The sequence below is a fragment of the Hyphomicrobium sp. 01T421 genome, from assembly GCF_056398805.1.
Map to the genome: position 1 here is coordinate 1,030,888 of NZ_JBFTQC010000001.1, position 26,417 is coordinate 1,057,304.

Genomic DNA, 26,417 nt, shown 5'->3' on the forward strand with positions numbered 1-26,417 from the left:
GCTAAGCGCCGATTTGCCCCCGGTGCCGCAGGAAATGGTCGGCAAGCACGATGGCCATCATCGCCTCTCCGACAGGCACGGCGCGGATGCCGACGCACGGGTCGTGCCGGCCCTTGGTGATGATCTCGGTCTCGTGTCCCTGCCGGTCGATCGTCCGGCGCGGCGCGAGAATTGACGAGGTCGGCTTCACCGCGAAACGGCAAACGACGGGCTGTCCCGTCGAGATGCCGCCGAGAACGCCGCCCGCATTGTTCGACAGGAAATCCGGCGCGCCGTCGTTTCCGATGCGGATTTCATCCGCGTTCTGCTCGCCGGTCAGCTCGGCGGACCCCATGCCCGCACCGATCTCGACGCCTTTGACCGCGTTGATCGACATCATCGCGCTGGCAAGATCCTGGTCGAGCTTGCCGTAAAGCGGCGCACCCCAACCCGCCGGAACTCCCTCGGCAACGACCTCGATGATCGCGCCGACGGACGAGCCGGACTTGCGGATCTTGTCGAGATAATCGGCCCAATGCCCGGCAGCCGTCGCGTCCGGCGAGAAAAATGGATTGTTGTTGACCTCGTCCCAATTCCAGTTGGCGCGATCGATTTTGATCTGCCCGATCTGAACGAGCGCGCCGCGGATTTTGACGCCGGGAATGACCCGGCGCGCGACGGCGCCGGCCGCCACTCGGGACGCCGTCTCACGCGCGGACGAACGTCCGCCGCCGCGATAGTCGCGAATGCCGTACTTTGCGTCGTAACTGAAGTCGGCATGTCCCGGCCGGTACGACTCCTTGATGTCTCCGTAGTCCTTCGAGCGCTGATCGGTATTTTGAATTTCGAGCGCAATCGGCGTGCCGGTGGTTACCTGCTTGCCCGCGGCATCCGCGAAAACGCCGGAAAGAATTTTGACGGCGTCGGCTTCCTGGCGCTGCGTCGTGAAGCGCGACTGCCCGGGTTTGCGCTTGTCGAGGTAGGCCTGGATATCTGCTTCTTCGAGCCCGATGCCGGGCGGACAGCCGTCCACGATGGCGCCGATAGCCGGGCCATGGCTTTCGCCCCAGGTCGTCACGCGAAAAAGATGGCCGAAGGTGTTGTGAGACATTGCCTGAATATTCGGAGTGGTGCCCGATGAGCGAATTCGGTGGCTCTGCAACGATTGTTGCCGGGCTGCGTCACCGTTCTTCTTAGGAGCCGTCGCGGGAGGGGGCAAGACCGCATCGCCCGCAAAGCTACGTGACAAGCTCCGGCGACGCAGATTAACTCAGCCACAGTACGCGTTCGCCGGTACGTCCTTCAGCTGATGACGGGACAAGGCGAGACCAACGCATCCGTATTGGATCGACAACTCGGCCGAGCCCGCGTCCGCTGCCCGACCGCAGCTCGCGGCGCATCGAGAGATCGCAGGTGGCGGCAATGCGGATCATCCGTTCTCATTGAACGGCGGTCTCAAGCCGTGTCGCGTCGTTTCGCACGAAGTCCGCTACAGGCTCATAAAAGACCATTCTTCCCGGATTGAGCGTCCGTGGTCGAGGGGTCTTTCATCATGCACTCTTGATTGAGTGTGGAAGAGCCGGAGAGCCGCATCTCCGGCTCTTTTTCGTCCCTGCTCATTTGTGCCGGCTCAGTTCGGCCGGCCAAGCGCCGTCAGATCCACTGCATTCTGCCGCCGGAAAGCTTCAGGATCCTGTCCTGCGGAACTTCGAGAAACGGCACGATGCCTCTCTCGATGCCGAGAAGCGCGCCCCGAGCGACCCGGCTGACGCCGCCGTGGCTTACGGCAACGGTATCGGTCGTGAGGCCAGCCAGCCAGTCGGAAACGCGCTGCTCGAGATCGTGATAGCTTTCGCCCCCGCGAGGCCGCCAGCCGTAGGGATCGGACATCTTACCGGCGACGCCCTCAGGATCCTTTGCGGGAAGCTCGGCGGCTAGCTCGCCTTCCCAATAGCCGTAGCTGAGTTCGGCGATCTCGGGAGCGATGCGAAAGTCATCTGGATCCAGCCCGAGCGCCGAGCGCGTCAGCCGCATGGTTTCGACGGCGCGCTGAAGCGGGCTCGATACGAAATCGAAGCCGGCGACCGGCGGCAGGATCTCTTTTAATACCTCGCCGTGACGGCGCGCCTGCGCCAATCCGGTCTCATTCAAAGGGATGTCGCGTTGACCCTGATAGCGGGATTCCCGATTCCAATCGGTCTCGCCATGACGAATGAAATAGAGCGTGATGCCGGGCTTCAACGAGACAGTAGTTGGCGCCCCGTCGCTCAAGCTTCGTCGCTCTTGACGACGGAGATGTCCGGGGCGTCCTCGTTCTTCATGCCCTGGACGTGATAGCCGCTGTCGACGTGATGGATTTCGCCGGTCACGCCGCGCGACAGATCGGAAACCAGGTAAAGTCCGGCGTTACCGACGTCGTCGATCGTTACGTTGCGCCGAAGCGCCGAATTGTATTCGTTCCACTTCAGAATGTAGCGGAAGTCTGCAATGCCGGCCGCCGCGAGCGTTTTGATGGGACCCGCCGAGATGGCGTTGACGCGAATGCCCGTACGGCCAAGATCCGCCGCCAGATAGCGCACGCTCGCCTCGAGGGCCGCCTTGGCGACGCCCATGACGTTGTAGTGCGGCATCACCTTTTCGGCGCCGTAGTAAGTCAACGTCACGAGCGACCCGCCGTTGGGCATCAGCTTTTCGGCGCGCTTGGCAAGCGCGGTGAACGAATAGCAGGAGATCAGCAGGCTCTGCGTGAAGTTCTTTTCCGTGGTGTCGACGTAGCGGCCGTCGAGTTCGTTCTTGTCGGAAAAAGCAATGGCGTGAATGAGAAAGTCCAGGCTGCCCCATTCTTTCGCGAGGGTATCGAACACGTTGTCGATAGACGCGCCGTCGGTCACGTCGCAGTGGAGAACGGTTTTCGTGCCCAATTCGGCGGCCAGCGGCTCGACGCGCTTCTTGAGAGCATCCCCTTGATACGTCAGGGCAATTTCCGCGCCTTGCGCCGCGCAGGCCTTCGCAATGCCCCACGCGATCGATCGGTTGTTCGCGACACCCATGATCAAGCCGCGCTTGCCCGCCATCAGTTGGCCTGGGGAGATGGACGTGTTCGGCTGAGGCCCCGCCATGGGCGCTATTTCCTTAATTATTCCAATTTGGGATTGGTGAGTTTGGGCGCATCCTACACAAATGCCCCTGCCGGTCCAGATGCCCGGTTGGGTTGAATGCGCGGCCATTGGCCCGGGGGTCCGGCTTGGCCCCGGGGCCATTTCGAGGGCCGGAATCGGGCTTCAGGGCGCTTCAGGGCCTAATGAGCCGCCATCTCGACTGCGTTGCCGGTGACCTTGGGCCGCTCGGAGCCCGCAATCCGCCCGTCGTCGATCGTTATGATGCGGTCGGCAAATTGGAGCGTGCGGTGGTCGTGGGTGACCGCGAGAACGGCCCGGCGCGTGTCCTGAGCAACTTGCGCGAGCAATTCCATGACCGCCATGCCGTTTTTGGCGTCGAGAGCGGCCGTCGGCTCGTCGGCCAGAATGACCGAGGGCGAGCCCGCCAGCGCGCGGGCGATCGAAACCCGCTGCTTTTCGCCCCCCGACATTTTCGAGGGCATGGCGTTGATGCGATGGCCAAGTCCGACCGACTCGAGAGCCTCGGCGGCCTGGTCGTAGGCGCCCGGACCGTTGATATCGCGAAGATCGAGCGCCAGCATGACGTTCTCGACCGCCGATAGGGTGGGCACGAGATTGTACGACTGGAACACGAACCCGACGTGCTTCCGTCTGAGATTGGCGAGCTGCTCTTTGCTCATGTTCTGCGTCTTGAGGCCCGCGACCGTGAGCTTTCCCTCGGTCGGCGAAAGGATGCAGCCAAGGATCGAGAGCAGTGTCGTCTTGCCGGAACCCGACGGGCCCATCATGAGCGTCAACTCGCCGGTCTGAAGCTCGAGGTCGATACCCTTGAGAACCTTGATCTCGTTCGGCGCCGTCCCAAGCACCTTCACGATGCCTTCCGCCTGGACGATCACTTTGCTGTTGCTCGGCTCGGTCATGTTAGGTCTCCAGAATTCGGTTAGCGGCTGAACACGACGGCCGGGTCGATACGGACGACCTTGATGATGGCGCTAGTGGCAGCGAAAATGCACATGCCGATCGTGATCGCGAAAAGCTGCACCGCGAGCGGCGTCGTCATGATGATTGTCAGCTTCGTATCTTGTGCGGCTTGGATGGCGATGAGTGCCAGGCTCATGCCGAGTGTGTAGCCGATAAGGCCGGACAAAATGGCCTGGATGAGAATGACTTTTACGATGTAGCCCGCTCCGGCACCGAGCGCACGCAACGTGGCAAACTCGTTGATGTGATCTTTGGTGCTCGAATAAAGCGTCTGGGCAACGATGACAATACCGACGATCAGACCAAGCAGCTTGCCTGCGTCGAGTGCCGCACCGGCGCCCGTCTGTTTCAGCCAGTAATCCTGGCTGCGCGTGCGGAATTGCGCCTGCGTCAATACCTCCGTGTCGGGTAGCCGCGTTTCGATTTCCTTGCGCACGGTCTCGATATTTGCACCGGGCAGAAGAGTGACGCGCTGATAGCTCGCCTGATCTTGATTGGCGCCAGCGAGGCGACGCGACTCTTCGAGAGACGTGAAGACAAAAGGCAGCGTGGTGAACGAACGCACCCGTTTGGTGATCGCGACGAGCTTGACCGTTGTGCCGTTGAGTTCGGCCACGTCATCGAGCTGACTGACGCCGAGATCGTTGAAATAGCTCCGGTCGATCGCGACCGTGTTCGGCGCTTCGAGCGCCTCGCGGCTGCCGTCGGTGATATTCTGCGGGAGCGCCTTCGGGCTCTCGCCGGCAGTACCGATTAGGAGAACCGTCGTCTCTCCACCGAGCGGCTTCCGCCAGCGGGCGAACGAAACGAGCATATCTTCCGAGTTAGCAACACCAGGCGCCGACAATGCCATGTAGCGCTCGCGTCCCGACAGAAACGACGGATCGTCGTAGCTTTTCGTCCCGAGTGGAACCACCCAAAGATCCGCAGGCGCCGCATCGATGATGGCAGCGATCTTGTTCGCAGAGCCGAGATAGATTCCGGATTGCACGGCGACGAGCACGACCGAGAACATGATGCCGACGACGGTAACGAAAAAGCTTAAGCGGTCATGGAAGAGATTGCGGTAAGCGAGCTTGACGACCATCGGCACTGTGCGCTTCCCCGATCGGGGGCGGGGTGACTTCGCGGTTCGCGCTTTCGCCAGTGCGGGCGCTGTGGCTGCAAGTTCCATGACCTTTTCCCCTCCTTGAGGCAATGGTCGAGATTTCAACGATAGCGTCTCGGTTTCAGCTTTCCCAGGGCCGAGCTGTTCGCTGGCCCTGGCGAATGTCGTTAGGCTTTATTCGCAAGGAACGTCGACGAGCCCGGCGATGGCGGCAGAGTAGCGGCGGCAGACGTGCTTCGTGTCGGTGGCGGCCGCGGTAGTCTCGGTATCGGCCTTCACCGCAGTGTCAGTCTTATCCGTCGTCGTCGAAGCCTGCTTGATCGAACCTGTCGTCATCTCGCTGGCGGGCTTCGTCGTTTCGCTCGCCGATGTGGATGCCGGGGTCTTGGCAATCTCGGTTGTCGTGGCGGGATCGGAAGAGAGCTTGTCCTCGAGCTTGGCTGTCTGAACGGCCGGGGCGGCGGGAGCCTTCACCACCGGCGCGTCTGCAACCTCAACCTTCGGAGCGCGCTTGATCTTTGCAACTTTCCGGGCCGGAGCATCATCCTGATAATCGCGGCGCACAGTGCGGGGGCGATCGTTACGCCGATAATCGTTTGCGCTGTAATTCTCGTTCGAGTGCGCAATGAAAGATCCGAGCGGGAAACCGAAGCCGAGGCGAACACCGGCATTCGCTGCGTTGGTCATCGTCGTGCCGGCCAGAACAGCGGCGGCGAGGGCGAAAGCGATCTTGGTCATGTGAGCCTCCAGCGGTGATTTTTTGTTTCTATCTCGTCGCCGGTCCTCACCGGCTATGAGAGGAGAATGCCTCATCGCCCCGTCTGCGGCTGTTCCAGCCGGAACAGTGCAGATGACTTCAGAGTTTAAAATTTTAGGCAGTTTAATCAATGGCTTATAAAGCGGAGACAGAAGTGCCTAGCGCGTACGGTCTCGTCTTTTCTCGATCCCGATTACGCAGCGATTGCCAGCATCGGCTCTTCGCGAACGCTACTGAGCGCGGCAGCGGTTCCCGCGTCGAGCGCCAGAAGCAATTGCTGCGCATTGAACCCGAAACGGATGTTCAGTGGACGCCGCGCAGCTTCCCCCGCCGCAGATGCCAGAAGGCGGAAGCCGCGGTCGAGGAAAAGAGCCTTGAGGCGACGGCTGGCAAACACGTCGAGCAGCGCGCGAAAGCGCAAGGCGACAGCCAAGCGGGCGACGTCCGACCCTTCAAAGTCAGCCCAGATGCGAGTTTCGAGCGATCGGATCTCGTGCTCTTTGAGACCTCTGAGGAGCGCCAATCCTTGCCCGCTTCGGATTAGCATATCCATGACGAAGTGAAGCTCTCTGGCTTCGACCGCCGGTACGTCAACGAGATTGATATTCGCACGCATGACACTTTCTCCTCACGCGCTGATCAAATGCCGATGCTGCCGAAAGCCGACCACGGCGAACCCGCAAGAACGATGATGTCGCGAGCCTTGAGTTCACCAAGCTGAAAGTGCACTTCCTGGCCTTCGAGATCTTCGAAGCTGTTGCGAATGTCGGTGCCCTCGAAACGATAGGCACGCCCATCCTCGGCGCGAATGACCCCGACTCCGAGATCGCGTCGGAATTTTTTGATCTCTCCGTACATTCGTCTCTCCCTGAGTGAGCCTTGGCGGCGTTGTTGTCCAATGTCTGCATCATGCAAAAAGTATTGATTCTACGCTGTTCCTGGGGGGACACGACTTACGCGGATAATATTTGTGGAGACGTAGGTTGGCGTCGTTGCGAGCCTATGAACGACATCGAAACGAACGCATGAAACGCCGGCGGGGAGGCGTGCTGATCGGGACCGCATTCCCATTCAGCACATGCCTCCCCGCCTTCAGGACCGGCGACGGCTTCACTAAGGAGGAAGCTGGCCGCCGCTGGTCTTTCGTGGGCTCCGTTTTCAGAAGTCGTTCGCGAGCATTACGCGCCGGCGTTTTCCCTCAGGAGCATTCGTCTTCCCCCTCACTTGAAAAAAGCGTCGGCTCGCATTCCAGGCAGCAGCGGAGGATTGCCGTCGAGGTCGATGGTGACTTCGAGAACTTCGACGTCGGTCGGACGGCGCGCGCCGCGAAGCGCGAACTGCGGCGAAGACAGCGACGGAGCGAGCGCCGCAACCGTGCCTGCGAATGCCTTGCCGGGATACGCGTTGCTCTTCACGGTCACTTTGCTTCCGACTTTGATCTTCGAGACATCGGTCTCATCGACTTCGGCCTTGAGACGCACCACCGACATATCGCCGAGGACGGCGAGAGCCTGGTCGGGGGAGGGCGCAACCATCTCTCCGGCCTTCGCCGGAAGTTGCAGAATAGTTCCGGCGACCGGCGCGCGGATACGCGTTTTTTCGAGCAAAGCCTCAGCAACCGAGACGTCCGAACGTGCCGCCTGCAATGCCGATTCCAGACGATTGGGCGCCGGAATATCGGCCTTCGACTGCGCCGAAGCGTAAGTGGTACGCTCCTTTTGCAACTTGGCTTTCGCCTTGGTCAGATACTTGCGCGCATCGTTGACGCGGTCGGCACTTCCATTGCCCTGGCGCTGTGCCTGAAGTTCATATTCAAGCCCGAAGCGCGCATTGGTCAGCGCCCGTTCGGCGGTGAAGACATTGTCTTCCGCGTTGCGAAGGTCATCGCGGGCTTTGTCGAGAGGCTGAGCGTCGCGCTCGCGTTTGCGGGACGCGGCCTCCGTCTCGGCAGCCTGCAAGCGAGCCCGTGCTTCGTCGTCGTCGAGACGGATCAGAAGCTCACCTTCCTCGACGTTGTCGTTGAGTTTTACGTTGACCTCGGCGATGCGGCCGAGAAGCTGCGCGCCGACGCGCACAAGTCCGGACTTTGGCTCGATCCGGCCTGGCGCTGCGGCCACCCAGTCGATTTTCGACGCTGCTTCCTCGCTTTTAATGGTGTCGTTATCGTCGGTTTTTGCGCCGAGCAAATCGCTGCGTGAAATGGCGATTGCGCCAAACGCACCGATGCCGACCGCGACGAGCAGAAAGAGAAGCTTTCCGAGAAAGCCTCCCCTGCGCGGGTGATAGGTTTCGTCAGTGCTCATGTCATAGTCCTCCTTAAAAATGCAAAGCTGGCCGGAACTTGAATCCGGACCACCATCACGAGCGACACTATCGATCCTATCGCGTCTTTGCTGTTTCGGGCGGAACAGGCCCTGAATTCGGTGAATATCATAGGCGGAACGCTGATGGATTTGAGCAATTCAAGATCAGCAGCGAGAGCATGAGCTGAGACGAAAAAAGCTCCGGAAGTATCCGGAGCTTTTGGTATCGTAGTCGGGGGAGCTATTGGAACGCTGGGCCTGATGTCTTACTGGCACATCTCGCGGAGCGTCCAGCCGACGATTTTGCAGCTCTCGGAGCCATTCGCGTTCGTCACGCACTTGCGGGTCGGAAGGCGCTGATAATCGCAATAATAATTGCCCGAGTGTCCCGAATAGCCGTGCATCGGCTTCGAGAAATTATAGTCTTGAACAAAGAACTCTTTGGCACCGCTGCCGGCAAATGCGGCCGAGGTATTGAACGACATCGCGCCGGCCAGAATGGCGAAGGTTGCGCCTGCGGCGAACGTGAAGCTGAATTTCGACATTGCCAATTCCTCCTTGGGTGAGCCTCGGGGCTCGTGAGTTGATGGAGGCAACCTAGGCGCGATGAGCGCCGAAGGCTGTTACGGGCGGAACACGCCATATACGAGCCCACGATGTCGCGCACACTTGATGGCAGGCATACGGGAGTAGTATGGCGCACTGTATCAAAACATCAGTAAGCACCTGAAATCGCGAGGCACACAAGTTGCTAAAACTTTGGAATACCGGTCGCAGTCTCTGGTCGGTCTGGAGGGCACCGCCGAGCGCAGCACCCGTGGCGGATGTGGCCGGCTCAGCCTACGACTTTGAATTCGTCAGCATCGACGGCAGCCCGATGAAGCTTTCTGATTGGGACGGCCAGCCCCTGCTGGTTGTGAATTCGGCATCGCTTTGCGGCTTTACCAAGCAATACGCGGGACTGCAGGAACTGTGGACGCGCTACGAGAAAGCAGGCCTCATCATCATTGCCGTTCCTTCGAACGACTTCGGTGAACAGGAACCGGCGCCCGAGGGCGAGATCCAGACTTTCTGTCAGGGTGTCTTCGGTGTCTCGTTTCCGTTGACTGCCAAACACTCCGTCGTCGGGCCTGAGGCGCATCCGTTTTACAAATGGGCGGCCGAAGTCATGGGACCCGCCGGTACGCCGGCCTGGAACTTCCACAAATATCTGGTGGGCCGCGACGGCCGTCTGCTCCGTTCGTTTCCGGCCAAATTGGCGCCCACATCCGACGAAATGATATCTTGGATTGAGAAAGCGCTTGAGAAAAAAGTTTCGGCTTCGACCGCACTAAATTGATCGTCGCGCGTTGGTGTTCAGGCCCGGTTCAAGGGCAGGAACGCAAATGAGACCGATAGACGATCGCAAAGGGCGGATAATGACGACCAGCCGCCGTTCACTTTTGAAGTCCGGAGGAGGGTTGGGGCTGGCTTGGGTGCTCGCCGGCAACCCGCTCAAAGCGATGGCTGCCTCCGGCATTCCTCAAAATGAGTTCAAGGCACCGGAACCGTTCTCGTTCGATATCCTCGACCAGGAAGCGCAGCGCCTCGCCCGCTACAGCTACGAGCCGGCGATCACGCCGTCGCCAAACGTCCTCGCCGAAATAAATTACGATCAATCTCAGCGCATCCGTTACCGGGCCGACCGCACCGTGGATCTCGACGGCGCGGGGCATTACCCGGTCCAGTTCTTCCATATGAACAAGTATGCGTCCGATCCGGTTCGCATCAGTCTTGTGGAAGGCGGAAAAGCACGCGAGCTCATCTACAATCAGGATCTGTTCGAAATCCCTGCAGGGCATCCGGCCGAAGGGCTCCGCGCGGGCGCGGGGTTCGCGGGCTTTCGCATCATGGCCGAAGATCAGAAGACCGATTGGTTCGCCGCCATGGGCGCTTCGTATTTCAGAAGCTCCGGTCCCTACAACCAATATGGATTGTCGGCGCGTGGCATCGCCATCGATACGGCAATGTCGAAGCACGAGGAATTTCCACGTTTCACGCATTATTGGCTTGAAGCATCGCCCGAGCCCGGCGGACCGGTCGTCATATATGCGCTGCTCGACGGGCCAAGCATCGCCGGCGCTTACCGCATGGCGACCAAGCGCGTGACGCAGCCCAACGGCTCGTATCGCTGCGACATGGAAATCGAGGCGCGCCTGCACATTCGTGCAGATATCGCTCGCATTGGCATAGCGCCCTTCTCGAGCATGTTCTGGTACGGCGAAGACTCGCACGTCGAACCGCGGGACTGGCGGCCGGAAATTCACGACAGCGATGGATTGGCGATCCTGACCGGCAACGGCGAACGCATCTGGCGGCCGATCATCAATCCGCCCCACGCCATGACGAACGCCTTTTCCGATCGCGACCCGAAAGGCTTCGGGCTGCTCCAACGCGACCGCGATTTCGTACACTATCTGGACGACGGAATTTTCTACGAACGGCGGCCGTCCGTTTGGGTCGAGCCGCTCGATGCGTGGGGCGAGGGCGCCGTGCATCTCGTCGAACTGCACTCCGATACGGAGACCTGGGACAACATCGTCGCCTGTTGGGTGCCAAAAGAAAAATGCAAGGCTGGCCAACGCCGCGTGTTCCGCTATCGCCTTTCGTGGCTGGACGACATTCCATTTCCCGGCACGCTCGGGCGCACGATCGGAACATGGTCCGGCATTGGCGGACCTCCGGGGTTGAGCTTCAGCGCACGCCCGGCGGCAACGCGGAAGTTCGTGATCGATTTCGCCGGAGAGGTATTCGAAGGGCTAGGCCGCGACAGCGGCGTCGAACTCGTCGTCAATTGCTCTCGTGGATCGATTTCGGGCATTGCCACGTACCCGGTGGTCGGCCAGCGCCATCGCTGGCGCGCGATGTTCGATCTCAAGGAGCAGGGGGTCGAACCGATAGATCTCCGCGCCTATCTGCGCAAAGGCGACGCCGCCCTGTCCGAGACGTGGATCTATCAGTATTTTCCGGCGTCGGCCTAAGTCCGCACCGATGTTGAGGGGAATAGGTGTCAGACGCGCATCGGACGCCTATGGCGGGACGCGCGTCTCGTTTGGACCAACTTTACTTCGCCGGTCCCGTCTCGATGGGAAGTCCGTTCTCCTGGCCCCATTCCGCCCAGCTGCCATCGTAGACGGACGCGTTCGTCTGGCCGACGACGGCAAGCGCGAGCGCCAGCATCGAGGCCGTCACGCCCGATCCGCACGTTGTCACCACGGGCTTCGAAACATCGATGCCGACATTGTTGAAGAGCGTGAGGATCTCCTCAGGCGACTTATACGTGCCGTCTGAGTTCAGAAGGTGCTGCGAGGGAATGTTCTTCGAACCCGGAATGTGCCCCTGTCGCAAGCCGGGACGCGGCTCGGCCTCGGATCCTTCGAACCGCCCTGCGGGACGCGCGTCGACGAGTTGGACGCCGTTCTTCTTCAGCAGCGCCTTCATGTCGTCGAGATCGCGGATGATCTCGGTGTTCTGAAGCGGCGAATAATGCCGTTCCGATCGCTTCGGCGGAGGTCCATCCTCGAGCGCCCGCCCTTCGGCCTTCCATTTGCGCAAGCCTCCGTTCAACACGGCGACATCGCGATGGCCCATGGCGCGGAACGTCCACCACACGCGGGCGGCCGAAAAGATGCCGGTCGTATCGTAAACCACGATACGGGCGCCGTCGCCGATGCCCATCTTTTTCATCCGCGACGCGAATTTCACGGTCGACGGAAGCATGTGGGGCAGCGGCGACTTTTCGTCCGACAGGTCGTCGATGTCGAAGAATAAGGCGCCGGGAATGTGCTCGGCGAGATACTCCTTCTTCGCGTCGCGGTTAGCAGTCGGAAGGTGCCAACTGCCGTCGAGGATGATCAAATCGGGCGAGGAGAGGTGCTCAGCGAGCCAATCCGTCTCGACGATCCAGTTCTTCGCTGTCACAGGCAAGGAAATTTCCCACGGTTTGCTGATCATGGCTTTGTTTTTGCGGCCTGAAGCACATAGGCAAATCTGGGCCCGCCCGCAAGTTGAAGCGGCGAATTGGAGCAGGGCTCCTGCTGGGCCAAGCCGCTGACGCATTTTGCGGCATCTGCGCAGTGGGGCCGATCCGTTTACGCGTTGTTTTCGGATGCGGTTTTCAGTATGAGACCGCTTCCCGGCCAACCGGAGGGGCAAAGGTCCCTGCGGTGTCAGGATTATGTGCGGGCGTGGCGGAACTGGTAGACGCACTCGGTTTAGGTCCGAACGACGCAAGTCGTGGGGGTTCAAATCCCTCCGCCCGCACCAGCTTTTCTTTTGCGCGCTGAAAAGCGCCACCTTTCGGCGACTGCTTCGGCCTGTGCGTTGCACGCTTGCAGATTTGGTGCTGCGCATCTAAAGGGAGCCCGTTCTGCCGCCCCATTACGCAAACGCGAAGGTCGCTATCGGTTGATGCCTCGCGTTGGCGCCAGTCTCAGACCAATCGCTCTCGGACCAACAACCTCGGATACTGACTGAGATGTCTCGGAAATGGCTCGTCGCCGGGGGAGGCATCTCGGGCCTCGCCGCAGCTCAGGCTTTGCAGGCGAGCGGCCGAGATTACCTGTTGCTGGAGCGCTGCCCCGCTGTCGGCGGCCTGACGCGCACGACACAAGTCGAGGACTTCTGCTTCGACTACACCGGGCACTTTCTTCATCTTCGCCGCTTTCCGTCGCCGTCGCAGATTCCCCACGCGCATTTGAACGACGATGACTGGGAGACGGTCGAGAGGAAGTCTTATTTCTTCGCTGGCGGCCGTCTCGTCGATGCGCCCATTCAATATCACCTGGGCGAATTGCCGGACGAGCTGCGCAAAGAGTGTGAGACGTCCTACGACGAGAGACCCACACCCGGCGGCAAAATCGAAGGCTTTCGCGAGTTCATCGTTTCAGGCTTCGGCCAGGCCGTTGCCGATCGGTTTCTCATTCCGCAAAACGAGAAGACGATGGCGACGCCGCTCAATCGTCTCTCGATCGGCGCCGTCAAAAGGTTTTTCCCGCAGCCGGACGAAAAGCGTATCCGCGCCGGGTTCGCGAATGAGGCCGTGGAGACCGCCGAATACAATTCAACGTTCTGGTATCCGAAGCGCGGCGGCATCGACGTTCTGACGCGTGGCCTCGCCCAAGGACTGAAGAGCGTTGCAACGAACGAAGAGATTATCGGCATCGATCTCGAACGCCGCGTCGTCACGACGAGCGCGGGCCGCAGCATCGCATGGGAAAACATGCTGCCGAGCATTCCTCTCAAGGCGCTCTGCAAGCTGACACGGGACCCGCAGTTGACGGCTGCCGCCGAACAGCTGAGCCACAGCTCAACCATCAGCTTCAACTTCGGCGTTCGCGGAAAATTGCCGAGCGCACTCAAGGACGCCCATTGGGTCTATGTGCCCGACCGCGACATCCCATTCTATCGGTTCGGCTGCTATTCAAACATCAGCCCGGCTATGTGCTCGAATGGCTATAACGCCGTATACGTCGAGGTCGGCGTTCCGGGCGAGGATATCGACCGCACCGACATCGCGAGTAAACTTCAGACGGATGTCATCGCCGCGCTTGAAAAACTCGGATGGGTCAGAAGCGAAGACATCGTCTGCACGGTGGCGCATGTGATCCGCTGCGCCTACGTTCATCACACGCCGGAACGCGATCAGCTCGTGCGCGACATTCTCTCGCGGCTGAATGCGGCGGGAATTCATCCCATCGGACGGTATGGACTATGGGATTATGTGGGCATGGAAGATTCGATTAGCTCGGCGTTAACTACGGTTGAAGCGCTGACCGGATGAGAGGAGGCCGCCGCGTGAAATCATTGATCGTGACCGCCGACGACTTCGGAATGTCGATCCCCGTCAACGACGGCATTGAAGCATCCCACAGCGACGGAATTCTCTCGGCGACGAGCTTGATGTGCGGAGGCGATGCATTTTCCGACGCCGTCGAACGCGCGAAGCGCCTGCCGAACCTCGGCGTCGGCCTGCACATCCATTTGGTGGATAGCCGCCCGGTCCTGCCGCCCGAAAAGATACCCCTGCTCGTCGATCGCGACGGATGCTTCTCGAATAACCCTGAGCTGTTCGGCTTCAATCTGTACTTCTCGGGCGAGATGCGGCGTCAGGCCGAAGCCGAGATCGAAGCGCAGTTCCAACGTTTCGAAGGCACCGGCCTCGTGATGGATCACATCAATGGCCATCACCATTTCCACATGCACCCGGCCGTGACGGACGCTATCGCGAAGTTCGCACCGCGTTACGGATCGCCGCCGGTTCGATATCCGGTCGAGCCGTTTTGGCCATCGTGGGAAGCGGGCGCCGACAAACCTGTTCGGCGGCTCTTCAACTGGGCGCTCTATGCTGGGTTGACGTCAAGGATGCGTCGAAAGCTCAAAAGCGCAGGGTTGGCGCTCAACGATCACATCTTCGGCGTCAACGACACGGGCGCCATGACCGAAAAGCGCATTCTCGCCTACCTGGACCACCTGCCCGACGGCGTGACGGAGCTTTATGCGCACCCCGCGAAGCGCATGGAAAATCAGCCTCAAACCTACGGCTCGGCCGAGGAATACAGCGGGCTCGTCAGCCCGGTTGTCCGCGCCAAAGTTGCAGCCCTTGGGTTGCGGCCTCTGACATTCAAAGCAGCCTTCTCGGCCTGAGGTGTCGAAAGCTGCAGCATGTGCTACGCCGACCGGAATAATCGTCGCCGCGCGTTAGCCGCCTGATCTCATCGCCTGGGGAGACTTCTGCCGCATGCACTTGCCAATCGTGGTCCTCAATCCCGCGGTGATCGCCGGTATCATCCTGGGTCTTGCGGCCTTGGCCTATCTTGTGCTCGCGCTGTATTTCACGCGGCGCTTCCGTGAACGTCCGGTATCGGTAGACGGATGGCGCCCGCCCGTTTCGGTGTTGAAGCCTGTCCATGGCGCCCAGCCATTCCTTTACGATTGCCTTCGCACGTTCTGCGATCAGGATTGGCCGGAGTACGAAGTCATTTTCGGCGCGCACTCGGAGACCGATCCCGCCGTCGCGGTCGTCAAGCGCCTGATCGCCGAGTTCCCCGATCGCAATATCAGGCTCGTGGTCGATGCAAATCTCGTCGGACCCAATCCGCGGGCATCCAACCTCGCGAACATTTATAAGGCCGCGCGTTACGACATTTTGCTCGTCGCCGACGCTGACCTTCGCGTCGATAGAAATTGCATCGCGTCGATGGCCGCTCCGTTCGTCAATCCGAAGGTGGGCGCGGTCGCGTCCATCTACAAAGGCCTTCCCTATGGAGGAGCCGCCGCCGCCGATTTCGGCACCCTCAATATCAGCGACTGGTTCGCACCGTCGGTCCTGGTGGACGTCGGGCTTCGCGGTATCGATTTCGCATTCGCAATGTGCAGCGTTCGCCGCGAGGCTCTCGACTCGTTCGGCGGCTTCGATCATCTCTCCAATTTCTTCCCCGACGACTTCGCGCTCGGAAACCTCACGGCTCAGCGCGGCTACGAGATCGTTCTGTCATCCTATTGTTGTGACACCATCGTAGCGGAGAAGAGTTTCAGCGAGTTGTTCCGCCACGAAATCCTGTGGCAGCGGATGGAGCGCTTCTGCCGCCCGGCCGATCATTTCATGTCGGTCATCACCTGGCCGCTGCCGTTGCTTCTCGTTCTGCTGCTTCCGTGGCCGTCCATCGTCGGACTTTCGATCATCGTCTTGGAGATCGTGCTTCGCATCGCGCTCCATTACCAAGTTCGCCAAAGCTTCCGGATGAACACGCCGCCTCAGCCTTGGCTGGTCCCGCTGCGCGAGTGCGTCTGCTTCTTCGCTTGGGCTTTCGGCCTTTTCGGCAACAAAGTGCGCTGGGGTAAGAACATCTTCACGTACGAAACCTTCCGCAAGCTCATCGCTGACGGTCGTAACGCTCGCTCCGCCGGCTCTGATCGCGAGGCCGTATCGCTCGGAGACAAGCGATGAGCGCCGAGCCGGTCTCAAGTCCGCCTAGCTCGCGCATCGCGTTCTTTATCGCCGCGATGGCGGGAATAGCTGTCGCGATTTGCCTCGTCGTTTATTTCGGCATCTCCGGTGTCTGGGACGCCATGGCGACGGCAGGCTTGCGCGGCATGGCGGCAATCCTCGCGGCCTATCTCGCCTCGCTCGTGCTCTGCGCGTGGGCTTGGCGCGTGCTGCTCGTCGAGAGCCATCCCGAGCACAGCGGTCTGCTATTCCTCTGGGCGCGCTGGATTCGTGACAGCATCGGCAACCTGCTCGCGATCATCCCCGGAGCAGGCGAGGCTGCTGGCGCCCGGGAATTGAGCAAGCACGGCCTGCGGGTGAACGTTGCGGCCGCGACGACGATTACCGACATGACGACGGAGATGCTGAGCCAGCTCATCTATACCTTCATGGGGCTGGCATTGCTCTTCATCTACCATCCGGATGAAGCCGCCGCGTGGTGGGCGGCCGCCGGCCTCTGCATCGCAACCATCGCGGTCGTCGGCTTCCTCATCGCGCAGAACAAGGGCCTGATACTTTTTCTCGAAACATTACCCGCAAAGCTTGGCTTCACGCGCGCCTGGGAAGGGCTATCCGACAGCGACAGCATTCACGCAGCCGTCCAGGCGATCTATCGCAAGAAGGGCGCGGTGATCGCGTCGACCTTCCTGCACCTGCTGGGCTGGCTCGCGGGCGCCGCCGAAACGTGGATCGCTCTTTGGTTCATGAACCACACGCTTTCGGCAGGAGACGTCCTTGCTCTCGAAAGCCTTGTCTTCGCACTTCGAACGGCGGCCTTCATTGTTCCTTGGGCTGCGGGTGTGCAGGAGGGCGGCTATGTCGTTGTCGGCGCGCTGTTCGGACTGGGCCCCGATGTCGCTCTCGCCCTATCGCTGCTGAAACGTGCCCGCGAGATAACCTCCGGCGTCCCCGGTCTCCTGGCGTGGCATTTCGCGGAAGGCAAACGCCTCTGGCACGGCCGCCTTGCGGCCTCCCGCAAATAGCGCGCTCGCCTTCAACCCAAAATCGTTAACGGTCGACCCCGAATTGCCGTGGACCTGTGAACGGCGTGTTAGGCGCGGGTGTTCTGTTGTCTTGCGATAGCGAAAGCGCTTTACTGACCATATAGGCAGTCCGCTGAACGTTGGCATATGAGAGGCAAATCATGGGCCAATTATCTGTACCGGTTTCCCGCGAAGATCACATCGAAGGTTCGCCGAATGCGCCAATGACCTTGGTTGAATACGGTGATTTCGAGTGTCCCTACTGCGGTGACACCTATTCGGTCATCAAGGCGGTGCAAGAGGCCATGGGCGACGAGCTGCGGTTCGTCTATCGGCATTTCCCGCTTATACGGCTTCACCCGCACGCATTGCACGCGGCAGAAATTTCTGAAGCGGCCGGCGCAATCGACCGCTTTTGGGAGATGCACGATCTTCTCTTCGAGAACCAAATGGCGCTCGCGGATGACGACTTGCTGGTTGACGCCAGTGCAGTCGGGTTGAGCGATAACGCCGTCCAACAGGCGTTCGGCGGCCGCTATGCCGATCATATCAAGCGCGATTTTCGAGGCGGCGTTCGCAGCGGCGTGAACGGAACGCCGTGCTTATTCGTTAATGGGCAGCGTTTCGATGGACCGCGCGATGTCGAAGCCATCGTCGCGGCCTTGGACGCCACCGGGTCCGGCCGCTCAGGGTTCGACGGCTGACGGCGTAACGGCGGGCGTATGTTGAATCTCTTCCCTTGAGGTCGAAGTGGAAATTTCGAGTGCAGCCCTCCGCGAATTACCTTCCGTCGATGCCGTTCTGAATAGCGTGACCGCCGCAACGCTCGTGGAGCGCTTCGGACGCGCCGCCTCGACCGAGACGATCCGCAGGGTCCTGGCGGAAACAAGGGTAGCCCTTAAGTCCGGCTCATCAGTCGTCCCGACGGTCGAACAGGTGGCGACCCTGGCGCTGGCCCGTCTCGTGGACGAGGATCGCTCCGGTCCGCGCCCGCTCTTCAATCTCACGGGCACCGTGCTCCACACCAACCTCGGGCGCGCGGTGCTCGCTGAAGCCGCGATCGAGGCCGCGGTCGAAGCGATGCGAGAACCGGTCGCCCTGGAATTCGACTTGGCGACAGGCCGGCGCGGCGAACGCGATAATCACGTGAGAGAGCTTCTCTGCGCGTTGACCGGTGCCGAAGATGCAACCGTCGTTAACAACAATGCGGCCGCAGTTCTTCTCGCGCTCAACACCCTTGCGGGCGGACACGAAGCCATCGTCTCCCGGGGCGAGTTGATCGAGATCGGCGGCGCTTTCCGCATGCCCGACATCATGGCCAGAGCCGGAGCGACGCTCGTCGAAGTCGGAACCACGAACCGGACGCATGCGAAAGATTATACGGCCGCGCTCACCGAAGCGACCGGCGTCATTCTGAAGGTCCACACCTCGAACTATCGCATTCTCGGATTTACGTCCGAAGTCGGTGGCGCGGAGCTCGCCCGCATCGCGGCGGAGGCAAACGTCGCGCTGATGAACGACCTCGGATCGGGCACGCTCGTTGATTTGTCCCGGTATGGCCTGAAGAAAGAGCCGACGGTGCGCGAGGCCGTCGCGCAAGGCGCGGACGTAGTCACATTCTCGGGCGACAAGCTTCTCGGAGGCCCGCAAGCGGGGTTCATTGTGGGCAAGCGCGCCATCATCGAAGCCATCAACCGCAATCCCATGAAACGCGCGCTTCGCGTCGACAAGATCCGCCTCGCGGCGATCGAAGCGACGCTGAAGCTGTATCGCGATCCGGATCGCCTTGCTGAACGCTTGCCGACGCTCCGGCTGCTCGCGCGCAGTCATTCTGAAATCGAAGACCAAGCGCGGCGTCTTCTGCCAGATGTTCGGCGCGCGGTCGGACGAGCCTTCACCGCGACGATCTGCGAATGCGAAAGCCAGATCGGTTCAGGTGCGCTGCCGCTCGATACGATATCGAGCGCCGGCCTCGCTATCGCTTCGAATGCCGGTGGTGGTGGGCTCGAGCATCTGGCAGCTGCGTTGCGCGGCTTGTCTCGCCCTGTCATCGGCAGACTGGACGACGGGGCTCTTATTCTCGATCTTAGATGCTTGACCGATGAAGCCGCATTTCTATCTGTTTTGAATGAACTCGACCGCAGCGTCCCGGCCCAATCCGGGAACGGGCAACGCAGCCGATAAAACAGATGATCATCGGCACAGCTGGCCACATCGATCACGGAAAGACGGCGCTGGTCAAAGCGCTGACCGGCGTCGACGGCGACCGCCTGAAGGAAGAAAAAGCGCGCGGGATCACGATCGATCTCGGCTTTGCATATCTGCCGTCGCCGGAAGGTCAAATCCTCGGCTTCATCGATGTTCCCGGCCACGAGCGCTTCGTGCACACGATGCTGGCGGGCGCTAGCGGCATCGACTTTGCTCTGCTCACGGTCGCCGCCGACGACGGGGTCAAACCGCAAACGCTCGAACATCTTGCGATCCTCGATCTCCTCGGCATCAGCCAGGGCGTCGCTGTTGTGACGAAGGCCGATCTCGTGAGCGGCGAGCGCATCGCCGAAGTCACGGGCCAGATCAAAGAGGCGATTGCCGGTACGGCGTTCGCGAACGCCGATGTCATGGCCGTCTCGGCCATCACCGGACAGGGCATCGATGAACTGCGGAAATATCTTATTGCAGCTGCCTCGCTGATCCACGCGCGATCGGCGGAAGGGCGCTTTCGCCTCGCGGTCGACCGCGTTTTCACATTGCCCGGCGTGGGCGTCGTCGTAACCGGCACGGTTCTCTCTGGGCAGGTGCGCCTCGGCGATCAGGTGCAGCTCAGTCCGTCGGGATTACCGGCGCGCGTGCGTTCGATCCACGCTCAAAACACACCTGCCGAGTTCGCAAAAGCCGGCGACCGCAGCGCGCTCAACCTGAGCGGAGCGGATATCTCCAAGGATGCAATTCATCGTGGTGACGTCGTGCTCGATCCGGCACTTCACGCGCCGACAGATCGCATCGACGCGGTGTTGCGGGTGTTGCCGACGGAGGAAAAGCCGATTGGACAATGGTTTCCCGTGCGTTTGCATCACGCGGCGACCGAAGTCGGTGCGCGTATCGTTCTGCTCGACGACAAATCTCTTGAGCCGGGAGCCGCAGCCCACGTCCAACTCGTTCTCGATCAGCCGATCGCTGCAGGTGTGCAGGATCGCTTCGTTTTGCGGGATGTGTCTGCACAACGCACCATCGGCGGCGGCAAGTTTATCGACCTCCGTGCGCTGTCCCGAAAGCGGCGAACGCCGGAGCGGCAGGCGCAACGCGAAGCATGGGCGATCGATGATCCCCCGGCGTCGTTATCGGCGTTACTTGAGGTGGCGCCGTTTTCTGTCGATCTCGCAGCGTTCGCGCGCGATCGGGGGCTCTCCAGCGTGCAAATAGGACGGCTCGCTTCCAGTCTCGGACTGACGATCCTGGAATCCCGTGACGCCCTAACAGCCCTGTCGCCGCTTCGATGGAAGTTGTTTGCCCAGAGCCTCAGCGAGAAGGTCGCGGAATATCACGCCACGAATCCAGATCTCCAGGGCATCGGACGCGAGCAGCTTCGCCTCATGCTGCAGCCGCGCCTCGGCAAAACAACATTCGCAGTGGCACTCCAGAAATTGTCGGAAGCAGGCGGCATCGCACGCGACGGCGCATTCGTTCGCCTCACGTCCCATAGCGTGCGGCTTGCACCCGGCGACGAGGCGGCCTGGATAGCGACCGCGGAGCTTCTCGGGGGCGATGAGCGCTTTCGCCCGCCGCGCGTGCGCGATATCGCGGCGGCGACGGGAAACCCTGAGCGCGAGGTTCGCCGCCTGCTGAAACTCGCAAGCCGGCTGGGATGGGTCGACGAGGTCGCGCACGACCACTTCTTCCTGCGAGGCACCATCCGCGAGATCGTGGCCATCGCGGCTGGCATAGAGGCGCGGTCGGAAAGCAAATCGTTCAACGCCGCCGACCTCCGCAATCGCCTCGACAACGGGCGCAAGGTCGCGATTCAGATCTTGGAGTTCATGGACCGGCATGGCGTAACGCTGCGCAAGGGAGATCTCCGGCGCATAAATGAGCATCGGCTGGACTTGTTCGGAAGTGTCGTGCTTTCGTCCGCTGATGTGCACGGAAGCGAAGCGTCCCCGGTGGGACGTTCGGACTTCAAATCCGAGTGGGGCAGCGAGCCTGTCCCAGGTGGGTTCGACTCCCACTCGCCTCCGCCAACATTGCCGAAAAAAGTACCCGCGACGCGCGCCCGAAATAGTGGCGGCAATCGCACTAGAAAATATTGATCCGCGGTTCGCCGGTTCTGACCATGCCGATGATGCGCGCCGATGGATAACCGGCTTCTTCGATCGTGCTGCGGATATCTTCGGCGTGCTCGTCGGCACATGCGATCAAGAGGCCGCCCGATGTCTGCGGATCGCTCAGCAGCGTTCGTCCAGTAGCCGGCAGGCTTGCCGGCAAAACGACCTCGTGCCCATAGCTTGCCCAGTTGCGCGCCGACGCGCCCGTCGCAAAGCCCGCCTCCGCCAGGGCTTCGGCGGACGATAGGAATGGGATGCGGTCATACGCGATATCGATGCTGACGCCGCTCCCGCGCGCCATCTCGAGAGCATGTCCGAGTAGTCCGAAGCCGGTCACGTCAGTCATTGCGTGCACAGACGGAACCTCGCCGAGCGTTTGGCCGATGCGGTTCAACAAGGTCGTCGAAGCCATCATTTCGGCGTAGGCATCCGCGGGCAGCGAGCGCTTCTTGAAAGCTGCAGAATAGATGCCGACGCCGATCCCCTTCGTCAGGATGATCGCGTCACCCGGCATCGCGCCGGAATTCCGGCGGACGTTTTGATGCTTCGTGAGGCCGATCACGGCGAGCCCATAGATCGGCTCCGGCGTGTCGATCGAGTGGCCGCCCGCGATGGGAATACCTGCCTCAGCACAAACGGACGCGCCGCCCGCGAGGATCTCACGCACGGTCTCGACGGGAAGCTTGTCGAGCGGCATTCCGAGGATCGCCAGCGCCATGATCGGGCGCCCGCCCATGGCGTATACGTCGGAAATGGCATTGGCCGCGGCGATGCGGCCGAAGTCGCGCGCGTCATCAACCATGGGCATGAAAAAATCGGTCGTCGCGATAACGCATTGATCGTCGTCGAAACGCCAGACGGCAGCGTCGTCGCCGGTTTCCGTTCCGACGAGCAGTTGCGAAAAGGGGCCAGCCCCCGGCTGCCCGGCCAGCAGCTGCTGTAGGACGGAAGGAGCGAGCTTGCACCCGCAGCCGCCGCCATGCGCCAGATCGGTCAGGCGAATTACAGTGCCCAGCATATTTCATGCCTCGTTGCGGAGCGCAGGTTTATCAGGAGGAAACTGAATATAACTCAAATCTGTTTGCCTCGTACCAGGATATATATGTAGACGATCCGTATACGCTACGGCAGAAATACTCACCCGCATCGCCACCCGCATTATCAGTCGGAGGAATGGATGAACGCCGCTCGCCAATCCGGGATGACGCTGAGGTGGATCGTCTTTCTGACGTTGGCGGTCGTCGGGCTTTTCTACGTAAAATGGTTCCCATACTATAACCGCGCGTTCGTCGCTGCGGCGAACCATTCGATCGGAAATTCAATACTGATGGGAACGGCAGCCACGCCGCCCGCACCATCATGGGACGCGGCGTTCGGCTACGCCTTGGCTTACGGCAAAGCAATCTGGCAGGCCATGGTGCTCGGGCTTTTGCTAGGCTCGGCAATTCAAGCGCTGCTGCCCGCTGATTGGGTGGCGCGCGTGCTGGGCAAGACGGGCTTCGGCACTGTCACGGTCGCCGGAATGCTCTCGGTGCCGAGCATGATGTGCACGTGCTGTGCGGCTCCCGTCGTCGTCGGAATGCGCGAACGTCAGGCATCCCCCGGCGCCGCGATCGCCTTCTGGCTCGGCAATACGGTGCTCAATCCCGCGACGCTCGTGTTCATGGGGTTTGTCCTCGGCTGGAATTGGACAGCCCTGCGCGTCCTTTTGGGTGTGCCGATGGTGTTCGGTCTCGGCTACCTCGTCAATCTGATGGTGACGCCGAAGGAGGCCGCAGCAGCCGAAGCGCGTATTGCGGAACTGACAGCCAAGTCCGCGACATCGGAAGCGACGGGCCCGAACGCGTTCGTTCGCTGGATCGAAATTTTCGTTCGCATGTCGGTGCGCCTGATCCCGGAATACATAATCCTGGTCTTGCTGCTCGGAGCAGCCCGCGCTTGGTTGTTTCCCGAGATCGGCCCCGCGGTCGACAACAACATCGGCTGGATCGTGGCATTCGCGGTCGCCGGAATGCTGTTTGTGATCCCGACAGCAGGTGAGGTGCCGATCGTTCAAGCGATGCTCGCGCTCGGAATGGGCGCTGGACCCGCGGCGGCGCTATTGCTGACGCTGCCGCCGGTGAGCCTGCCATCTCTCGCGATGGTCAGTGGATCGTTCCGCGCACAGACGCTTCTCACGGTGGCGGGCGGGATCGTGGCGTTTGGCATCATCGCCGGACTGATTGCCGCCGGTCTCAAATTATAAGATCGATCTACCCGATGAGCAGCATCGGGTTGGGTGCGTGCCGTGCCCAGCCCGCTTCGGAAACCATGATGTCGAGACCGAGCGTCGCGAGGTCGTCGGCGTAAGGATCGGCTTTCGTATCCTTGATCTGATAAATCATCTTTGCGTACGTCTGGCAGTCGTCGCAGGTCTCTGCTTTGACGACGCCCGGGCCGCCCTCGATCTCCTTGAGGGAAACTTTGCGGGAACTCTCGCAGGTGATGCATATCGCGCGAACGTGGTTCCAGGCCGTCGAGCACAGCGAACAATAGAGGTAGCGAATTCCCGGCGCGTCTCCCGATGCGGTGATCAATCCCGAAACCGACGTCGAACCGCAGCACGGGCAAAGCCCCCGCTGTGGCAGCAGCCGCAACGCCGAAGCGTCGAGAGACCCGGCAAGCCGCGTGAAATAAACTTGAAGTGCCGCAGCCACATAAAGAGCAGCGCCGGCGTCGTCGCCGCGGACGCTATCGCGAAGGAAGCCATCCGCAAGATCTTCGATTGTCTCGGTTGTCGAGCTGCGCACTTTGGTGATCGTCTCGCGCGCGGGCGCCGGAAGCGAACATCCTTCAAGCGCATCGAGAATGAGCGCGAGACCGTCGCGCCACGCCGAATTGCGGTGATGCCCGTCTGCGGCGAGTGGCGGAATCCGCCCCGCCACCGAGCGGTCGATCAGCGAACGGTCGATGGGCGGCATCGGCGCCAGCGTCGTCGCCGCGATGTGTTGCGCATCCGAAAGATCGGCCATGAACGTCAGCCATTCGGCCATGGGATGATCGACCGACAACGTCCGCATACGATGAGCGGTTGCGGAAAAACGCGTCGTGGGATCGGGCAGGAATAACGCCTCGGGAGTTTTGACGCCGCCCTGCGGGTTACCGATCCACTTGCCCGTTGGCGGCGCTCCACCTTGCCTCATGAACGCAACCTCATTCGCGCGTCTCTCGCGTTACGACATTCGGCCTCGGCCCGTTGGACCCCGTAGCCACCAGCGAACGAAACCATTTGCGATGATGACGCCAGGCCCACCCGGGCGTCACGTAGCCTTGGGTCATTGCCCGCATCGATCCGCGAACCCAGATCGCCGCATAGACATGAACGATCCAGATAATGATCGCGGCGATGGCCGCCATCGAATGAATAAGGAGCGCAGCACGCTGCGTCGGGATCGACGTGGACGTTCCGAAGTACACTTCCCAAATCAAGATTCCGCTAATGAGGAGCACCGGCACGAGAAGCGCCATCGACCAGAAGACGAATTTCTGCCCGGCGTTGAAACGCGCGACTTCCGGAACGTTTTCCTCGTCATTGGCGAGAACAAGATTGATCGCCCTCATCCAGGCAAGATCGTCCCTGTTCCAAAGATTGTCGCGCCAGAACTGAATGATGAGACCGCTATAGCTGATGAACAGCACAATGCCGATCCAAGGATGTGAAGCCCGCGCCCATTGCCCGCTGCCGAACAGGGCGGACATCCAATAGAGCAGCGGATCGAACATCGATAGTCCGGATATCATCAATAATATGAAACAAATTGCGGTGATCCAGTGATTGATCCGCGTCACCGTATCGTTTCGCGTCAATGCGCCGGGTGGTCTGGTCATACCTGAGGCTCCACTGGCTCCGGCCGGCGCGGTTTCCCGCCCGCTTCCGGCGGTGGCGGCGCCTTTGCCTTGGCCTCGATGAGGTGCTCGGCGGCCTCTTCATCTTCCGGCTGCACTTCGTTCGGACCGGCAATGACCCAATGCATGAACCCCGAGAAGGCCGCCGCCGCAATGCCGACCAGCGCCACGGGCTTGATGAGGCCCTTCCAGAATTCGACCGTCGGACTGATCCTCGGATTGTCCGGCAGCCCGGCGTAGATCGTCGGCGTATCGGCATGGTGAAGGACGTACATGACGTGCGTGCCGCCGACGCCGGGCGGATCGTAAAGACCGGCATTTTCGAAACCGCGCGACTTCAAATCTTCGACCCGCTCGCCGGCCCAGTCCGTCATGTTTTTCTTCGTTCCAAACAGGATCGCGCCGGTCGGACACGCCTTCACGCACGCGGGCTCTAAGTTGACGGCCACGCGATCGGAACACAGCGTACATTTATACGACTTGTGATCGACCTCGCTGATGCGCGGAATGTCGAAAGGACAGCCTTTCACGCAATAGCCGCAGCCGATGCAATTCTGGCTGATGAAATCGACAATGCCGTTCTCGTACTGAACGATGGCCCCGGGCGCGGGGCACGCCTTGAGGCAACCGGGGTCCTCGCAATGCATGCAGCCGTCCTTCCGGATCAGCCATTCGAGATCGCCTTTGTCGTTCTCCCATTCCGTGAAGCGCATGAGCGTCCACGTTTCGGGATCGAGATCCATGGGATTTTGCAGCGTCCCGTGAAACGTTCCGACCGGATCTCTGAGGTTGTTCCACTCCATGCATGCCGCTTGGCATGCCTTGCAGCCGATGCAGCGGGTGACGTCGATGAGCTTCGCCATCTGCGTTTCGTAATTGCGCGCGGCGGGCGGCGTGATGGTCGTCGCCGAGATGCGGATGTAGTTCTGCGATTGATAATTCGTCATCGGCTACTCC

24 protein-coding genes, 2 tRNA genes and 1 pseudogene are annotated in these 26,417 nt (G+C 60.9%); 12 read left to right on the top strand and 15 right to left on the bottom strand.

All coding sequences use genetic code 11. The features are described from left to right. Window position 1: 1 nt before the first annotated feature. From aroC to AC1DK3_RS04785, 10 genes are all read right to left on the bottom strand, one after another. Window positions 2-1,090, bottom strand: a complete 1,089-nt coding sequence (aroC, locus tag AC1DK3_RS04740; protein ID WP_477191125.1) for a chorismate synthase — start codon at window positions 1,088-1,090, stop codon at window positions 2-4. A gap of 542 nt (window positions 1,091-1,632) precedes the next feature. Further along, window positions 1,633-2,250, bottom strand: coding sequence for a histidine phosphatase family protein (locus tag AC1DK3_RS04745; protein ID WP_477191126.1), 618 nt, complete (start codon window positions 2,248-2,250; stop codon window positions 1,633-1,635). After that, the gene (gene fabI, locus AC1DK3_RS04750; protein WP_477191127.1) at window positions 2,247-3,098 is read right to left on the bottom strand and encodes an enoyl-ACP reductase FabI; all 852 of its coding nucleotides are present in this window, start codon (window positions 3,096-3,098) and stop codon (window positions 2,247-2,249) included. The genes AC1DK3_RS04745 and fabI overlap by 4 nt, the downstream gene beginning before the upstream one ends. A 179-nt stretch (window positions 3,099-3,277) precedes the next feature. Then, window positions 3,278-4,018, bottom strand: coding sequence for an ABC transporter ATP-binding protein (locus AC1DK3_RS04755; RefSeq protein WP_477191128.1), 741 nt, complete (start codon window positions 4,016-4,018; stop codon window positions 3,278-3,280). Between the two features lie 20 nt (window positions 4,019-4,038). Continuing rightward, a complete protein-coding gene (locus AC1DK3_RS04760) occupies window positions 4,039-5,253 on the bottom strand; it encodes an ABC transporter permease (protein WP_477191129.1) in 1,215 nt (404 codons plus the stop codon). Window positions 5,254-5,361: 108 nt separating this feature from the next. Continuing rightward, on the bottom strand, window positions 5,362-5,925 hold the full coding sequence (locus AC1DK3_RS04765) for a hypothetical protein (RefSeq protein WP_477191130.1): 564 nt from the start codon (window positions 5,923-5,925) through the stop codon (window positions 5,362-5,364). Between the two features lie 212 nt (window positions 5,926-6,137). Beyond that, window positions 6,138-6,560 carry a hypothetical protein gene (locus AC1DK3_RS04770; protein ID WP_477191131.1) on the bottom strand — a complete coding sequence of 141 codons (423 nt, stop codon included), beginning with the start codon at window positions 6,558-6,560 and terminating at the stop codon, window positions 6,138-6,140. A 23-nt stretch (window positions 6,561-6,583) separates the two neighbouring features. After that, window positions 6,584-6,802, bottom strand: coding sequence for a hypothetical protein (locus tag AC1DK3_RS04775; protein WP_477191132.1), 219 nt, complete (start codon window positions 6,800-6,802; stop codon window positions 6,584-6,586). Between the two features lie 362 nt (window positions 6,803-7,164). After that, complete coding sequence (locus tag AC1DK3_RS04780) at window positions 7,165-8,247, bottom strand: HlyD family secretion protein (protein ID WP_477191133.1); 1,083 nt, start codon at window positions 8,245-8,247, stop codon at window positions 7,165-7,167. Between the two features lie 266 nt (window positions 8,248-8,513). Then, window positions 8,514-8,792 carry a hypothetical protein gene (locus tag AC1DK3_RS04785; protein ID WP_477191134.1) on the bottom strand — a complete coding sequence of 93 codons (279 nt, stop codon included), beginning with the start codon at window positions 8,790-8,792 and terminating at the stop codon, window positions 8,514-8,516. A 272-nt stretch (window positions 8,793-9,064) separates the two neighbouring features. Here AC1DK3_RS04785 and AC1DK3_RS04790 point away from each other — a divergent pair, with 272 nt between their 5' ends. Together AC1DK3_RS04790 and AC1DK3_RS04795 are read left to right on the top strand one after the other, a co-directional pair. Next, complete coding sequence (locus tag AC1DK3_RS04790) at window positions 9,065-9,586, top strand: glutathione peroxidase (RefSeq protein ID WP_477191135.1); 522 nt, start codon at window positions 9,065-9,067, stop codon at window positions 9,584-9,586. Between the two features lie 79 nt (window positions 9,587-9,665). After that, window positions 9,666-11,267, top strand: a complete 1,602-nt coding sequence (locus AC1DK3_RS04795) for an OpgD/OpgG family glucan biosynthesis protein (protein ID WP_477191136.1) — start codon at window positions 9,666-9,668, stop codon at window positions 11,265-11,267. A gap of 82 nt (window positions 11,268-11,349) precedes the next feature. Here the strand turns inward: AC1DK3_RS04795 and sseA are convergent, their stop codons facing one another. Then, window positions 11,350-12,240, bottom strand: coding sequence for a 3-mercaptopyruvate sulfurtransferase (gene sseA, locus AC1DK3_RS04800; protein WP_477191137.1), 891 nt, complete (start codon window positions 12,238-12,240; stop codon window positions 11,350-11,352). 227 nt (window positions 12,241-12,467) lie between these two features. On the opposite strand from sseA, the gene AC1DK3_RS04805 reads away from it, so the two are divergent. From AC1DK3_RS04805 to AC1DK3_RS04845, 9 genes and pseudogenes are all read left to right on the top strand, one after another. Then, a tRNA-Leu gene (locus AC1DK3_RS04805) sits at window positions 12,468-12,552 on the top strand. Between the two features lie 211 nt (window positions 12,553-12,763). Further along, entirely contained in the window at window positions 12,764-14,068 is a 1,305-nt protein-coding gene (locus AC1DK3_RS04810; protein WP_477191138.1) for a protoporphyrinogen/coproporphyrinogen oxidase, read from the top strand. A gap of 14 nt (window positions 14,069-14,082) precedes the next feature. After that, window positions 14,083-14,931 (top strand): hopanoid biosynthesis-associated protein HpnK, encoded by an 849-nt coding sequence (gene hpnK, locus AC1DK3_RS04815; protein ID WP_477191139.1) that lies wholly within the window; start codon window positions 14,083-14,085, stop codon window positions 14,929-14,931. A gap of 94 nt (window positions 14,932-15,025) precedes the next feature. Next, the gene (hpnI, locus tag AC1DK3_RS04820; RefSeq protein ID WP_477191140.1) at window positions 15,026-16,234 is read left to right on the top strand and encodes a bacteriohopanetetrol glucosamine biosynthesis glycosyltransferase HpnI; all 1,209 of its coding nucleotides are present in this window, start codon (window positions 15,026-15,028) and stop codon (window positions 16,232-16,234) included. Continuing rightward, window positions 16,231-17,256, top strand: a complete 1,026-nt coding sequence (locus AC1DK3_RS04825) for a lysylphosphatidylglycerol synthase domain-containing protein (RefSeq protein WP_477191141.1) — start codon at window positions 16,231-16,233, stop codon at window positions 17,254-17,256. The genes hpnI and AC1DK3_RS04825 overlap by 4 nt, the downstream gene beginning before the upstream one ends. A gap of 161 nt (window positions 17,257-17,417) precedes the next feature. Further along, window positions 17,418-17,960 (top strand): DsbA family protein, encoded by a 543-nt coding sequence (locus tag AC1DK3_RS04830; RefSeq protein ID WP_477191142.1) that lies wholly within the window; start codon window positions 17,418-17,420, stop codon window positions 17,958-17,960. Between the two features lie 46 nt (window positions 17,961-18,006). Further along, window positions 18,007-19,440 carry an L-seryl-tRNA(Sec) selenium transferase gene (gene selA / locus AC1DK3_RS04835; protein WP_477191143.1) on the top strand — a complete coding sequence of 478 codons (1,434 nt, stop codon included), beginning with the start codon at window positions 18,007-18,009 and terminating at the stop codon, window positions 19,438-19,440. Window positions 19,441-19,445: 5 nt separating this feature from the next. Beyond that, window positions 19,446-21,278: pseudogene (selB, locus tag AC1DK3_RS04840) on the top strand (selenocysteine-specific translation elongation factor); the annotation flags it as partial. Window positions 21,279-21,395: 117 nt separating this feature from the next. After that, a tRNA-Sec gene (locus tag AC1DK3_RS04845) sits at window positions 21,396-21,491 on the top strand. A gap of 55 nt (window positions 21,492-21,546) precedes the next feature. Here the strand turns inward: AC1DK3_RS04845 and selD are convergent. Next, a complete protein-coding gene (selD, locus tag AC1DK3_RS04850; RefSeq protein WP_477191144.1) occupies window positions 21,547-22,593 on the bottom strand; it encodes a selenide, water dikinase SelD in 1,047 nt (348 codons plus the stop codon). Window positions 22,594-22,752: 159 nt separating this feature from the next. On the opposite strand from selD, the gene AC1DK3_RS04855 reads away from it, so the two are divergent. Beyond that, entirely contained in the window at window positions 22,753-23,820 is a 1,068-nt protein-coding gene (locus tag AC1DK3_RS04855) for a permease (protein WP_477191145.1), read from the top strand. Window positions 23,821-23,827: 7 nt separating this feature from the next. On the opposite strand, the gene fdhE is transcribed toward AC1DK3_RS04855, so the two are convergent. From fdhE to fdxH, 3 genes are read right to left on the bottom strand one after another with little or no spacing between them, the layout of a single operon-like run. Continuing rightward, window positions 23,828-24,757, bottom strand: coding sequence for a formate dehydrogenase accessory protein FdhE (gene fdhE / locus AC1DK3_RS04860; RefSeq protein WP_477191146.1), 930 nt, complete (start codon window positions 24,755-24,757; stop codon window positions 23,828-23,830). 10 nt (window positions 24,758-24,767) lie between these two features. Continuing rightward, window positions 24,768-25,442, bottom strand: coding sequence for a formate dehydrogenase subunit gamma (locus AC1DK3_RS04865; RefSeq protein ID WP_477191147.1), 675 nt, complete (start codon window positions 25,440-25,442; stop codon window positions 24,768-24,770). Continuing rightward, window positions 25,439-26,407, bottom strand: coding sequence for a formate dehydrogenase subunit beta (gene fdxH, locus AC1DK3_RS04870; protein WP_477191148.1), 969 nt, complete (start codon window positions 26,405-26,407; stop codon window positions 25,439-25,441). The genes AC1DK3_RS04865 and fdxH overlap by 4 nt, the downstream gene beginning before the upstream one ends. Window positions 26,408-26,417: the final 10 nt, after the last annotated feature.